This window comes from Paenibacillus sp. JT31N17, from assembly GCF_056269255.1.
Genome location: NZ_JBWDNP010000001.1, coordinates 248121 through 262093 on the forward strand (window position 1 = coordinate 248121; position 13973 = coordinate 262093).

General features: G+C 51.5%; 10 protein-coding genes. 3 read left to right on the forward strand and 7 right to left on the reverse strand.

The window, feature by feature from the left end; translation table 11 throughout:
• The first annotated feature begins 20 nt into the window (after positions 1 to 20).
• The gene (locus AC0YOB_RS01140; RefSeq protein WP_475791173.1) at positions 21 to 1226 is read left to right on the forward strand and encodes an iron-containing alcohol dehydrogenase; all 1206 of its coding nucleotides are present in this window, start codon (positions 21 to 23) and stop codon (positions 1224 to 1226) included.
• Positions 1227 to 1243: 17 nt separating this feature from the next.
• Entirely contained in the window at positions 1244 to 2248 is a 1005-nt protein-coding gene (locus AC0YOB_RS01145) for a 2-hydroxyacid dehydrogenase (RefSeq protein WP_475791174.1), read from the forward strand.
• A gap of 283 nt (positions 2249 to 2531) precedes the next feature.
• On the opposite strand, the gene AC0YOB_RS01150 is transcribed toward AC0YOB_RS01145, so the two are convergent.
• Positions 2532 to 6068: a carboxypeptidase-like regulatory domain-containing protein gene (locus tag AC0YOB_RS01150; RefSeq protein WP_475791175.1), complete on the reverse strand. Its 3537-nt coding sequence runs from the start codon at positions 6066 to 6068 to the stop codon at positions 2532 to 2534.
• 343 nt (positions 6069 to 6411) lie between these two features.
• On the opposite strand from AC0YOB_RS01150, the gene AC0YOB_RS01155 reads away from it, so the two are divergent.
• On the forward strand, positions 6412 to 6714 hold the full coding sequence (locus AC0YOB_RS01155) for a hypothetical protein (RefSeq protein ID WP_475791176.1): 303 nt from the start codon (positions 6412 to 6414) through the stop codon (positions 6712 to 6714).
• Between the two features lie 145 nt (positions 6715 to 6859).
• On the opposite strand, the gene AC0YOB_RS01160 is transcribed toward AC0YOB_RS01155, so the two are convergent.
• The 6 genes from AC0YOB_RS01160 to AC0YOB_RS01185 form a co-directional block, all read right to left on the reverse strand.
• Positions 6860 to 8212 carry a family 4 glycosyl hydrolase gene (locus tag AC0YOB_RS01160; RefSeq protein ID WP_475791177.1) on the reverse strand — a complete coding sequence of 451 codons (1353 nt, stop codon included), beginning with the start codon at positions 8210 to 8212 and terminating at the stop codon, positions 6860 to 6862.
• 77 nt (positions 8213 to 8289) lie between these two features.
• Complete coding sequence (locus AC0YOB_RS01165) at positions 8290 to 9150, reverse strand: carbohydrate ABC transporter permease (protein ID WP_475791178.1); 861 nt, start codon at positions 9148 to 9150, stop codon at positions 8290 to 8292.
• A 66-nt stretch (positions 9151 to 9216) separates the two neighbouring features.
• Complete coding sequence (locus AC0YOB_RS01170; RefSeq protein WP_475791179.1) at positions 9217 to 10590, reverse strand: ABC transporter substrate-binding protein; 1374 nt, start codon at positions 10588 to 10590, stop codon at positions 9217 to 9219.
• Between the two features lie 16 nt (positions 10591 to 10606).
• The gene (locus AC0YOB_RS01175; protein ID WP_475791180.1) at positions 10607 to 11551 is read right to left on the reverse strand and encodes a carbohydrate ABC transporter permease; all 945 of its coding nucleotides are present in this window, start codon (positions 11549 to 11551) and stop codon (positions 10607 to 10609) included.
• Between the two features lie 195 nt (positions 11552 to 11746).
• Entirely contained in the window at positions 11747 to 12523 is a 777-nt protein-coding gene (locus AC0YOB_RS01180; protein ID WP_475791181.1) for a helix-turn-helix transcriptional regulator, read from the reverse strand.
• Positions 12524 to 12952: 429 nt separating this feature from the next.
• On the reverse strand, positions 12953 to 13756 hold the full coding sequence (locus tag AC0YOB_RS01185) for an IclR family transcriptional regulator (protein ID WP_475791182.1): 804 nt from the start codon (positions 13754 to 13756) through the stop codon (positions 12953 to 12955).
• Between the last annotated feature and the right edge of the window lie 217 nt (positions 13757 to 13973).

Consider the following 13973-nt stretch of genomic DNA (forward strand, 5'->3'; position numbering starts at 1 on the left):
TGAAAAGAGATGATCAGTATATGAGGAATACATGGTCTTATTTCCCTTCGGGTAAAATTATATTCGGCAATGGCGCCATTAATAAATTAAGCGAGCTATTAAAAAACATGAATGCCCGTAATGTATTTCTCATTACCGATAAGGGGATCGTTCAATCCGGCTTACTTCGTACGGTTATGACTATATTGGAGAAAGATGACTTCCAGGTGAAAGTGTTTGACGGCACAACTTCGGAACCTCCGGTTTCGGTCGTACTGGAGTGCTATGATTATGCCCAAAAGGAGATTAATGCGGATGTCATTATCGGTCTGGGTGGAGGCAGCAGCATCGATTTGGCCAAAGTAGTCGCCCTGCTGGTAGCACATGGGGGACGGCCGCAGGATTATTTTGGCGAGAACGCGATTCCATCGCCGATTGCTCCCTTGATCGCTATTCCCACTACGGCAGGCACAGGCTCCGAAGTAACATCGGTAGCTGTCGTAACCGATACGGATCATAATATCAAAGTCGGCATTTCCAACAATTACTTGAGACCTGCTGCAGCCTTGCTGGACCCGGAGTTGACGCTGCAGCTGCCACCCTATATAACGGCTTGCTCAGGCATAGATGCCTTATGTCATGCAGTTGAAGCCTTTCTTGCCAAGGATTCCAAATATATTCAAGCGGAAGGCGACATTTTATTTCAAGGCTCAGCTCCGATAAGCGATACATTGGCTTTACAAGCGATTGAACTCATTTCCAATAATCTTGTAATGGCTGTCCAGCAGGGGACGAATCTGGAAGCCCGATCCAACATGCTTCTGGGCAGCTTGTTAGCCGGATTGGCATTTTCCAATGCCGGTACGGCTGCGGCTCATGCGTTAGCCTACCCGATCGGAGGCCTGACCAAATCCCCTCACGGAGAAGTAACGGGACTTCTGCTGCCCTATGTAATTAATTTTAATGCCCATACTGCAGGCGGGAAAATCGATAAATTAGTACAAGCATTGCATATTCCTGCACCACCTCTCCAATCAGCATCGGACAAGATTCAGGCTGTCGTCTCCTATATCACAGATATCTTGCAGCAAATCGGATTGCCGACACGGCTTAACTCTATCGGGATTAAGAAGGAACAATTGACCGGGATTGCGGAGAAGGCGGTGCAAATCGATCGGCTGATTCGTAACAATCCACGTACGGTAACGGTTGAAGGTTTCATCGCGCTGCTTGAAGAGGCTTATTAATTTCGGGAGTGGATTTCATGAAGATTGTTATTACCAGATGTATTCCGGATAGTGTCAAACAAATGTTGGAAGTGAAATACACCACCTACATGTGGCAGGAGGAAAATGTGCCGATTCCGGGTGAGCTGCTGCTGGAACAAGTCCGGGATGCCGATGCTCTGTTTACTAATGTTTCGGATCGGATCGATAAACATGTATTCCAAGCGGCTCCCAAACTGAAGGTGGTCAGTACGATGGCAGTCGGTTATGACAATATCGATATCGCGGAGGCAACCGCAAGAGGCATACTTGTCGGGCATACGCCCGATGTTCTATCTGAAGCGGTGGCGGATTTGACATTTGCCTTGCTGCTTGCAACTGCGCGAAAAGTAGTGGAGGCTGCCAATTATATTAAGGAAGGCAGCTGGAGAGGCTGGGGGCCAATGCTGCTAACCGGACAAAATGTTTACAATGCCACAATCGGCATAATCGGCATGGGTGGAATTGGTATGGGGGTAGCCAGAAGAGCTTCCGGCTTCGGTATGAGGATCTTGTATCATAACAGGAGACGAAGAGAAGACATGGAGCACAAGCTGGGTGTAAAATATAGCTCGCTTGATAACCTGCTTCAAGCTTCGGATTTTGTAGTGATGCTGGCCCCGGCAACTTTGGAAACACGTAAAATGATTGGGGAAAGAGAGCTTTCATTGATGAAACCGACTGGTATTCTGATTAATACTTCCAGAGGAAGCAATATTGATGAACAAGCGCTTATTACAGCATTACAAGAACGCCGGATCTGGGGTGCCGGCCTTGATGTGTTTGAAGTCGAGCCGATTCATGCTGACCATCCTCTGGTCTCTCTTGATAATGTAGTAGTATTACCGCATATCGGAAGCGCAACTGCAGCTACCAGGATGGAAATGGCTAAAATGACGGCCCGCAATATACTGATGGGATTAAGTGGCGAAAAAATAAAAAATATTGTAAATCCTGACGTATACAACACAAGGGTTTCAAATAAGCATGCAGATTTATTATGAAATGGGGCGTGCATACCTTTCCATTGACAGGTAAAAAGTTTTTGGTTTGAAAACACAAAAAAAATGGGCTGTCCCCTGGTCTTTTCAGACCTTTTCGGGAGAGCCCTATTTGAATTAGAAATTGTACTATTATTTAATCGAACCAGCTTCGTAGAACGGATCAGTTGCTCCGCAGTCTGAACTTTGAAACATCGCATGCTTTCTTGCTTTAACATACACAGCAGTTTCTTTTCTTCCAGATTGAATTCTGCTTGATCAACGAGCCCGTCTACCAAGTGCAGGACTAATTTGTGTTGCGGACATTTTTAAGCGAGATGGTCAAGACGCCCGCGTCGTCGTCATCTTCGTCCGTATTCGTAATCGTGAGCGAAGCTCCGGAGGTTTGACCGACGCCTATCTGGAATGTGAGACCGCCCTGGCCATCGAGGTCGTCGTTATCCTCGCTCGTTCCCTCGTACAGCGTGCCCTGTACCTGGGCATCGATCGTGTTGTTGACAAGCAGCCTCACGGTTATCGCATACTCCACCCGCATCTCGCCGCCCCATTTGTACGTACGGTGGGCAGAATTCACGAGTTTGTCCGGACCCAATTCGAGCTCGAAGTACTCGGGACCGGGATCCAGGATTTCATCGGAACCGATATTCTCGTAATCGCGGCCCCAGAAGTCGATAAAGATTTGGGCCAGCCGGTAACGATCCGAAGGAGGCTGCAGATGGATGTCCGCCACGAGGTCGGCGACGTTCAGATTGATGTTGATCTGGGCCGAGTACAAGACGCCGTCTATCACCTTCGAGCTTTTGAGCAAGTAGCCTCCAAGCGGTACGTCGTGAAGCGAATAACTTCCGTCGGCGCCCGTGAACGTCGTCTTGCCGTCATAGGCCTGAACTATAGCGCCGGCGACCGCAGCGGCTTCGCCGTATACTTTTCCGCGAACGGTTCCGCGGCTCAGAACCTTCTTCCACCTGCTGACCGTGTAGCTCTCCATGCGCGGTTCGCGGTAGATCGCCGGCTCCGCGAAGCCGTAGAGCCCGCCGAGCGAGGGACCGTCCCACCACAGCATGTTATCCGGCGATACGGCGTCTGCATCCGTCGTATTTTTCCACTCGTCGCTGTCTTTCCCGTCCGCATCGTCATTGGCGAATGCATTGAGGAACTGATTGGCGATGTCATCCGCGCCATCTGTAAGAATTTCGCCGAACCAGCCCGCTTTTTCGTAAGCTTGATTATAGATCGTGTCGAATAGCCAATGTGCGGCGTCCAAACGCTCTTGCGCGGAATAGTTATACAGTCCGTCAGGCGTGGTGGGCCGAACGGTAGCCCCTTGAGCAATATCGCTCGGCTCGAGGTCCGTAGGCGTCACCAGCGATTGGCCGGTTTCGAGATGCGCACCGCGCGCCTTGGCATGCAGCCAAATATACGAGGAGCATACCGAGGCCCTGGTACCGGCCGCCCAACCGGCTTCGGGGCCTTCCGGCTCGCCGAGACCGATGGTCGGGTCGGTGTAGCAGTACCATCGATAGTGATACTTCGGCTTGACGCCCGGCCGCCCTGCATTATTGCGCGCATCTGTTGCGATAGCGTGCAGCGCTGTGCGAACCGCTGGCGTTTCCTGCATCGGATCCGGCTTTACCACCAGCGGTGGAATCATCGTGAACTGGTCGTTGTGGGTAACGCCAACGGCATGCGGTCCGAAAGCGGAAACGGAATAATTCTTGTCGTACTCCGGATCGGGAAAGTCTTCCCCTTCGATTGAGTGCTGAACGGTCTGCGTGATCGCACCCGGCCAGATGTATTTCAGAACGTTCGGCTCGAAGCCATCGGAGCCGTCGGCGAGCACCCCGATTAGATGGTCCATCAGACGCTTCTGACTGCCGGTGCTATGGGTGATTTCATCGTAATTACGCGTCATGATCCCGGAATGGCTGTACCACTGCGCCGGTTTCACGTTCAACATCAGACCGCCGATGATTCCGTCGCCGCCGGGAGAAAGAATGCAGTCTCCTTTACGCGCGTTCATCCACCGCGCCGGCATGAGGACATCCTTGACTTCTTCGGTGAGCTGACACACCAGCTGTCCGGCAGCGGCAGCGGCAAGATCCTCTTCGGACAGGTTATCAGGATCGCACACTTGCCCTTCGGCGATGAAGCCGGGCAGCGGCGGACCATTGAGAGTGTGTATGCTGCCTCCGAGGTCAAGCGTCGGCAGCTTCGGGGTAAACTTGGGAAGATTAACTTTCAACGTTTCGCGCTTGATCTCGTGCGACAGGAACCGCGCGGCAGGTGCGGCCATGCGGCGCACCTCCATTATCTTGTCGACCGGCGCGTATACTGCGGATAACGTTTGCATGCCTTGGTCGCGCGCGAGCGCCTTGGTCTTCGCAGCGTTTTGCAAGGCTCCCAAGGAGACGGCTAAGGTGCCCGTCTTCGTGTCAAGCACGGCATTGCCGGGACTAACCGGATTGACTACGGGGTTGACGACTTCCGCGATCATATTCTCAACCAGTTCCCAGGGCCACGGTTTGCGCTGTTCGGGCGGAACTTCGGGCAGGAGGAAAGGCTTCGGTTTCATGCCCCATTCCGATACCGGAACGTCGAAGACGGCGCTGCACCGTACTGGCAATGTCCCTGCCGTTCCAGCGTACAGAACCGTGAAGCTCTTGACGTCGAAATGCAGCTGTCCGGCCTCCGGGGGGCCAGTCACGAACGGGACGTTGACGCCGACCATGGATGCCGAGCGTGCGGCGATCGTGATCGGCTGCTTGAGATTGACGTACGGCCGTGGCAGCGTAACGGCGTCACCATCATCAACCAACGTCGTGATCGACATGCGATCAAGGACGATCGGCGTGTCCTCCACGTTGTGGACCGTGAACATACCGGTCAGCATATTATAACGCTTGTGTGCGAACAGGTCGGCCGTGACATGAGGCACGACCGTGCCGGCAGCCTTGCAAATCGCATAAGCCGAGTGAATGGTAAGCGTCCGTTTGACGGAGATGCCCGCGTGTTTGACGTGACAAGAAACGACGAACTGACCGATGCCCACCGAGTGGTCGATTGCCGGGAAGTAGTCATGGCTGACTACCGGCGTGCGGGTCGTGGCGGTGCTGCCATCGCCGAACTCCCACTCGAATTCCATGCGGGGCGCTGTGGCGGCCTCACCGAAGATTTCGTTTAATTGAAAGCTCGTTAAATCGTAAACCGCGCCCACCGTGAGCCGCTTGGCAGCCTTGGGCGCGAGTCGGATGCCCTTGTCCGTCTGCACGCTCGCATTCGCACGCGTGTTTATCATTCGCCGGGTCTCGATCCGGGTCAGCGCTTGCGGGTTTTCCGACATGATGCGGCCCAGTGCGCCTTGAGTCGCAAGACGTGCAGCCAGCGAATCTTGCGCGAAAACCTTGCCCGGCTGCGGAGAAATGAATGGTCTTGTCTGCTGAAGATGCGGGGATCGCGTGTCAATGGTCGAACCCATCGTGAGAACCGCCGTGTAGGGCTGCGTCGGCAGCTGCGAGACGCCGATCATCGCGATGTCGCTGCGGTTCTGATACGACAGGAATTCCAAAGGCGCGCCGGCCACATCGACCAGCGCGACTTGCTGGTCGGTCTCGCCGGTCGCCGCCCGTGCGCGGACAATCAACCTGCGCTGGCCGGAGGTCGGAAACTGAAGATAATGCAGGGCGCCAGGCTTGCCGTTGACCGATACTTGCACGGAGCTGACGCTGAGCGGGTTGTCGTCGTTGTCGAAGACTTCGACACGCACGGGCTCGCCGGGACGTACGGCTGCGGGCTGAAGAGCAATTCTTCCAATAATGGTGGCCATGAGTTACCTCCGATTATAGATGATATACATAGTGATCGATACTACCGGTCGGGATCGGCGCGTCTTTCTATACGATAGCCCCGTGCTGCCCGTCAGCTCCCGAATTTCTGCATCCGTGAGTAGATTGGATAAGTAAGAAAAGTCGATCCAATAGTTAGTATAGAAGCGTGGTGACAGAATAGTCTGTCGTTTAATGTAGACCGCGTAAAATTTTTTCGCCTGCATCATTGCGAGGCGTATTATGGCCATTTCGCAAATGTCCGGCATGACGTGAGGTAAGCGGGAGCTCCCGCATCTGCACGTGGGCACATATCCGTCATAAGGCGGATGAACCGAATTCCTCGTGTTCAATACGCACCTGGATCACAAAGGCCGGACGGCGAGAGTGAAAGAGATCGAGCTGATCTGGAGCCGAGTACACGAAATCCGCGCCCGGAAGCAGTTCCCGGCGATGCTGATGGGCGATTTCAAATCGACGCCGGATGAGCTCGTCGTGCAGATCATGCACGGAGAAGTCCCTGCGGCGGACGGCTTGGTAGAGATGAAGGACGTATATGCGGCCACAGACAGCCCGATCGGCACCTTCGGTCAACCCCCGATTCTCCGGCAATCTGGAAGGAGGCGTGATCGATTAAATCCAAAATAAGGTTAAGGAAAACGTTAGTTCAGTAAAAAAGGTAAAGCTGCCGGTTTATCCTGGCAGCTTTACCTTTTATTCAAGCGGGCGTATCTCGGGGCACCGCGTAACCAGAGAAAGTGAATCTTCATATTGGATAGCCCTTTTGTTTTTATCAGTTCAAGGCGTAACGTTCGGTGATGCTATCCTTCCAGTACCACTCGAGCAGGTCGCCTTCAGCCTCCCACATTTCCTCGAACATCTTACGGATATTATCCAGGGACAGAATGGAAGCGGCATTGGGATCCAGAGCGACCGCATAGAAGGCCTTCTCCTTATCTTTCTCGAGAATGGATTCAACGGTCAACTGCACGCAAGTACCGTTAGCATGATTGAAACCAGCCAGATGGGTGGGCAGGTCGCCAACAACGGACGCGTTGATACCATGTCTGTCTGCAAAGCATGGAACCTCAACACACAGCTTGCCGGGCAGGTTGGTAATCAGGCCCTTGTTCATCACGTTGCCAATGAAGCGGAAAGGGCGATCGGTTACGATACCCTCCATAATGCCCGAGGTGTACTCATTGGACATACGCAAATCGCCGGACAGCTGGTGCTCGCTATCCATGCTATCCTTGAGCCACTCGCGGGCTTTTTCGCCAAGTGAATCCCGGACAGGATCTCTGGGCTTGAGGAAGTACTGCTTCATCAGATCCGCATTGCGGCGGAAATATGGCAAATACTCGGAATCATGATGGTTGCTCTCTGTCGGGAAGTAACCGAACTTGCGCATGATTTCGACACGTACGGCTTCCTTCTTCAGGAACTCCCTCTGCTCATCCGTTTGAGGATTATCCAGCAAGTCGCGCAGCATAGGATACAGATCCTCACCGGTGTCTGTTCGCTGATACTCCAGGAACCAGGCAAGATGGTTAATCCCGGCGACCTTGTAAGTGACATCCTCATCCTTCAAACCGATGAATTTGGTGATTACGCTGCTCGTATGCTGCACGCCGTGGCAGATGCCCACATTCTTAATGCTGCTGGCCGTGGAATGCAGCATCGTAAGCCCTGCCATCGGGTTGGTATGGTTAAGCAGGTAGGCGTCAGGGCAGTACTGCTCCATCTCGCGGCAAATTTGCAGTTGAACAGGGGCGGTACGCATCAGACGGAATGCTGCACCTACAGAGTAGGTATCGGCAACCGTTTGTTCAATGCCATATTTGCGGGGTATCTCTACCTCTATGTTATAGGGGAAGCCGTAATAAGCTCCGCCGCCAACTGAAACAGAGGTGATGACAAAATCAGCGCCGGGCAGCAGCTTGGTACGATCTGTGCTGCTCTCAAGCTTAGTGGGCAAGTTATACTTATCAATCGTGTTCTGAATATAAGTCGTAACTTTCTTCAGGCGCTCCTCGTGCAGGTCGCACAAACAAATAGTAGCCTCCCGTAGAGACTCCCTGGACATGATGTCAATGCTCAGTCTGCTGCCGAAGCCGCTGCCGGCTCCGATAATAACGATTTTCATACTAACCCTTCCTTTCGCTTGCGAATGCAAGCAGGTTCTTTTATATCTCTATACAAGCTATGATTCATATCAATCACTTATCCCTTGATTCCCGTAGTCGACACGCCCTGGATGAAGGTCTTCTGTGCAAAGAAGAACAGAATGATGATAGGTAAGGCAGCAACCGTGGAAGCAGCCATAAGCATGCCCCACCGCGTTCCATATTGACCGATGAACTGCTGCAGACCAAGCGAGACGGTGTACATGGAATCGTCATTCAAATAAATGAGCGGACCGAGAAAATCATTCCAGGTGTTCATGAATGTGAATAATGCAACCGTGGCAAGGGCAGGTCTTGCGAGCGGGAGTATCACCTGCCAGAAGATGCGGAACTCGGAGCAGCCGTCGATCTTCGCAGCTTCCGTCAGCTCATGCGGTATGGTGAGGAAGAACTGGCGAAGCAGGAAGATAAAGAACGCTCCCCCGAAGAAAGAGGGGATAATCAGCGGGTTGAAGGTTCCAACCCATCCGATCTGCTTGAACAGAACGAATAAAGGAATCATGGTGACCTGGTAAGGAAGCATCATTGTGCCCAGCATGATGATGAATAGAAGATTCCGTCCCGGCCATTGTATTCTGGAGAAGCCATATGCCACCAGAGCGGAGGACAGGCACGTACCCACCACACACCAGAAGCATATGATCAGCGTGTTCTTGACATAAGAGCCGAATGGAACAAAGGTCAGCGCTTCCGGGAAGTTCGACCATATGAACGGTTCGGGAATCCACTCGGGAGGCCATTTGAATATCTGTGCTTCGGGTTTAAGGGCTGTTGAAAGCATCCATATGAAAGGAAACAGAAAGGATAAGCCAAGCAGTATGAGAATGATGTGACCTATTCCTTGTCTGAGCATTTCCTGTTTTTTTCGGGTTGACGTCCGATTACTGATCGCAGCCATCCGGTTCTCCCCTTTCCTGGTGAAGGGAAGGAAGAGACGTATGTCCTTCCTTCCACCCGTTATCAGTTATTTTGTATTTTTGGAAATTTCATTTTCAATTTCCTTTTGCAGATCTTCAAGCGCCTTCTTGGGGTCCTTCTTCCCGGTCATGACATCCTCTTCAGCTTTGACCGCGCGGTCCCAATAGTACTGCTGGTCCGGAATTAACGGCGTTATGACCGCATTCTCACTGCTGAGCAAATCGACAAACGACCGTCTTGCCGGAATCTCATTCAGATAATCCTGATACGGCTGCTGCTCGGTGATCTTCGGCGACGCGGGAATCCATCCGCCCTTGCTCAGCATGGATGCTGCCCATTCTTCGTTATGATAACCGGTCAGCCACAGGATGAATTCCCACGCTTCCTTGGGATGTTTGGCTTTTGCAGGAATGATATTGTAGTTGCCGTTGACCCAGGTTGCGTTTGGCTTCCCGTTCTCGACTGGATAAGGGAGCGGTGTGACCCCATAGTTCAGGTCAGGCGCATATTTCTGAAGATCGACCAGCCTCCACATTCCGTCGACGGCGAAAACCTGCTTGCCGCTGAGGAATGGCCATGCAGCATTCACGTTGGAGGTATTGCTTTTATTAAAAGCGGCTACCTTGGTAGGATCGAATTTCTCCGCATAGGATTGAAACCATTCCAGCGCAGCCAGGTTGTTCGGATCGGTCGCAGTTGGATTTCCTTCGGCATCCGCCCAGCTTCCGCCAAATGGCGCGGTCCACTGCGTCAGCCAGCTCGGCATGAATCCGACCCGCTGAATGAAGCCGCGATCATCCGTCTTCCACAGCTTATCCTGCATCGCATCCAGCTCCTGGATGGTTAACGGCGGCTTCTCCGGATCGAAGCCCTCTGCTTCCAGCACATCCTTGTTATACAACATGGCAAAGGTGTTCATGGAGAAAGGAACGGCATACATTTCGCCATTATAGGTGCCAATCTCCCGGACGATGGGATACATCCAATCCCCCAGATCGGGAGCCGAGCCGTCGATGTAATCCTTGAGGGACATGATCGCGCCCTTCTCCGCCCAGGAAGGGATAATCTGATTCCATTGCGTCATGACATCCGGCGGATCCCCACCCGCCTGCGCGGTCAGGAATTTGGCATTCGCATCGCCGGTAATCGACAGTGCATTGACTTTGATATTGGGGTGGGTTTCGTTAAACTCCGCCACGAGGCTGTCGATCAGCTTTTTCCAGTCACTTGTCCACATATGCCAATACGTTACTTCTACGACTTTACCGTCCGCCGAAGAATTAGCAGGCTCCTCATTGACTGAAGCATCGTCGGTTTCACTTGTGCCGGCGGGAGTAGAAGAAGAAGAGCATGCGACAACGCTGATTGCAAGCAAGACGGCAAACAGCGGCAATACCCAGGATCTGATTCGGACTTTCATATACACACCTCCAAATTTATTTGTCGCCGCCATAGAACACCCAGCGGGCTGAACTTTTGAAGACGATCAATGTTGCGGCCATGATCAGCAGGAACAGAATCCATGCCATGGCCGATGCATATCCCATATGAAAGTAGGAGAATGCATTATTGTAGAGGTAGAGAGAATAGAACAGGGTTGAATCGTTGGGACCGCCCGACGTCACAATATACGCCTGCGTAAAATATTGAAAAGATCCGATCAGGCCCATGATGAGATTGAAGAAAATGACGGGAGTCAGCATCGGCAAGGTGATATACACAATTTTATGCCACCATACGGCTCCGTCCAGCTCGGCCGATTCATACATTTCCTGCGGTATATCCTGAAGACCAGCCAGATAAATAATCATGGCACCGCCGATTCCCCACAGGCCCATCACGATAAGCGCTGGCTTGGACCATGCCGGATCGACAAGCCACCCCGGCCCTCGAATGCCTATGGCTTCAAGCATGCTGTTGATCAATCCGAACTGGGGATCGAACAGCCAGAGCCATAGAATCGAGGAAGCTACCAGCGGAACGATGCTCGGAAGATAGAAGATGGTACGATAGAATGCCATTCCCCTGATCTTCAAGTTCAGCAGAAGCGCGAGTGCAACCCCGATCACAATGCTCAGCGGGACCGAAAATACCGTATAAAACAAGGTGTTGTAGATCGATGTCCAGAATATCGGATCCTTCATCAGCTGAACGTAATTCTGGAGTCCGGTCCAGTCGGGCGCTGCGACCACGTCATAGGTGGTGAAGCTGTAGTACAGTGACAAGACAAAGGGAACCATCGTAAGTGCAATGAATCCAATCACCCAGGGCGAGACGAACAGCATTCCGTTTACGACATTCCGCTTGGTTACTTTAGTCATTTTTTTCCTTGACGATTCACTTGGAACGGGCTGACCAATCTGTGCAGGTGAAGTCGACAAATAAACACCCCCCATGCTTGATAGAAACATATGGTGGAACGGGTCGAAACGTGGTGACCATTCTCAGTTTTTCCGCGGATACGTTGAGTTTTAAGCGCTTACAGGCCTCAGGAATGATTATATATTTATCGCCAATTGAAGTATTTACAAAAAAAAATAAACCTTTTATAAAAAACACAACATTCCAAAATTCCCTTATTTTTCTTTACGATAAGTGGAAGGAGACCTGCCTTCAATATTCTGAAACCATGCAGAGAAGGCGTGGATGCTGGGGAATCCAACCTGATGGCCTATTTGTTGAATCGATTTGGAGGAGGACTCCAGCAGGAGCTTGGCTTGGGACATGCGGTATGCTTGGAGATATTGTTTCGGGGACTGGCCAAACTTCTTTTTAAACCCGGATCGAAAACCATTCTCGGACATATTCGCCATCTTCGCAAGCTCCGAAATACGGATGTCCTTATCATAATTATTGTGGATATAATCCGCGGCGCTTTGCAAAGATCCCTTGTCTTGAACGTTCTCGATGGAATCGTTAATAAACAGCAGCAATAATTCGATCCATAGCTTGATCACCCGCTCGCTGCAGTTCAAGGATTGCACGACCACGACCGAATTGATCCAGTTGTTGAATAACGCTTCATAACGTTCCAGCTTGATATAGCTCAGGGAATACAAAAAAGAGTTTCGGGTCATGCGAAAAAAGATGGCTTGCAGTTCAGCGGGCAAATTCTGAATCTGCAGCACGGCGAAACGGATGGAAGTGGAGGAAGTAAAGTTGTGTGGGACGTTTGGCGGAATAAGAATGATATCGCCCTCATGAATCGGATATGCCTGGTCCTCATCGTGTATGAAGAAGGTACCGGAGCCAAATACAACGACAGATATTTCAAAATGCGGATGCTCATGAAATCCCATCACCCATCCGGATATATGAGTCTTGAGTGCAGAGTATAGACATGATTTATCCATAAAAATACCTCCTCTTCTAATAGATTTCCTGGAATCCTGGGCAGCGGACCCTTTAGTCAGGCGGCGGATATTGCAAGACGTAACCCCCCCTCTGTTATCAAAATAGCCATTTGACCAATTGGCTTACCTACTTTTTTATACCTTTATTGAATTTTTGTCTATGCGAGCAGCGGCTCTCTGAATGGGTTGCTGAGCTTGGACAGTAGGGAGCAAAAAATGTCGGACTGTGACCGCTTCAGTTCATCCCTCCATATACTTTTTAATGCAAAAAATCCCCGCCCAATAATGAAGGGTGGGGATTTCTAAAGTTAACAATGAAACCAGGCGCGAATTTAAGGCTCTGAGAACTATACAAATAGTGATACGAATGCTCCTGGAGACAGGAGCGGTATGTTTAGGTCAAAAGGTGCAGCGAGGACAGGGCAGCTATCAGCCGTTATAACCAAAACGTGCGGAAATCTCCGCGGAAATCTCTCTTATCAGGTCTCCGATCTCGTCAACGCGTTCATCGAGCAGGCGCCACTTCGGACAGGCGACGCTGAAGGAAGCGATCGGTTCCTTCAGGTGGTTTAAGATCGGAGCCGCAACACAGCGGACCTCGCTTTCGTGCTCGCAATTATCGATCGAATAGCCGCGTGCCCGGATTTGTTCCAAGTCCTCAAGGAGAGCTCCCCGGGAGGTGATGGTCTGGGGGGTAAACGGAATGAGGCCTTCCGTCACGACGGCATCGACGAGCGAAATGGGCGAATAAGCGAGAATCGCTTTGCCAACGCCCGTGCAATAGAGCGGGTTGCGCAGCCCGATTTCAGAGTGCATGCGAATCGTTTTGGACGATTCGACTTTATCGATGTACACCACCCGGAGTCCCTCGCGAACGACTAGGTGGATCGTTTCGCCAACCCGGTCGGCGATTTTACGAAGATAAGGGGAGACAATGTCGCGAATGGACATCGATTTCAGGGCCGAGGTGGACAGACGAAGCGCATAGATCCCGATCCGATAAAGCTCCGAGTACGGATCCTGCTCGACAAGCCCGTACTGCTGAAAGGCGGCCAAATGCTTGCAAACGCTGCTTGGGCTTTCCCCGGATTTCTGCGAAATTTTACTGACGGAAGCGCCTTGGGGATTGTTATCGCATAAATCAGCTAACGCCTGCAGCACGTGGAGCGCTTTGAGCACCGTAGAGGAAGCGACTTTGTCCTTTGAAGGTTTTGTCTGAATTCGGCGTGTCATGATGTTTCCCCTTCCTGATTCGAAATTTTATTTCCGGTTTGGTTGTCGTTTTATCAAGAATACAGCACGGAGTGTCAATGTGAGAAGGGAGCTGCTCCGGCAGCTTCTTCAAGAATAGAATATAGTATTTATTTTATAGCTCAGCACGAGATTCAGTCAATCTGCACAAAAACAATTGACAGACTATTCACTCTTCACATACACTATAGCCATAAAA

What these genes read in the sequence shown, in the direction of transcription:
- AC0YOB_RS01140 (WP_475791173.1), top strand. Translation starts at nt 21, where the DNA reads ATGAGGAATACATGGTCTTATTTCCCTTCGGGTAAAATTATATTCGGC.
- AC0YOB_RS01145 (WP_475791174.1), top strand. Translation starts at nt 1,244, where the DNA reads ATGAAGATTGTTATTACCAGATGTATTCCGGATAGTGTCAAACAAATG.
- AC0YOB_RS01180 (WP_475791181.1), bottom strand. Translation starts at nt 12,523, where the DNA reads ATGGATAAATCATGTCTATACTCTGCACTCAAGACTCATATATCCGGA.
- AC0YOB_RS01160 (WP_475791177.1), bottom strand. Translation starts at nt 8,212, where the DNA reads ATGAAAATCGTTATTATCGGAGCCGGCAGCGGCTTCGGCAGCAGACTG.
- AC0YOB_RS01165 (WP_475791178.1), bottom strand. Translation starts at nt 9,150, where the DNA reads ATGGCTGCGATCAGTAATCGGACGTCAACCCGAAAAAAACAGGAAATG.
- AC0YOB_RS01185 (WP_475791182.1), bottom strand. Translation starts at nt 13,756, where the DNA reads ATGACACGCCGAATTCAGACAAAACCTTCAAAGGACAAAGTCGCTTCC.
- AC0YOB_RS01150 (WP_475791175.1), bottom strand. Translation starts at nt 6,068, where the DNA reads ATGGCCACCATTATTGGAAGAATTGCTCTTCAGCCCGCAGCCGTACGT.
- AC0YOB_RS01170 (WP_475791179.1), bottom strand. Translation starts at nt 10,590, where the DNA reads ATGAAAGTCCGAATCAGATCCTGGGTATTGCCGCTGTTTGCCGTCTTG.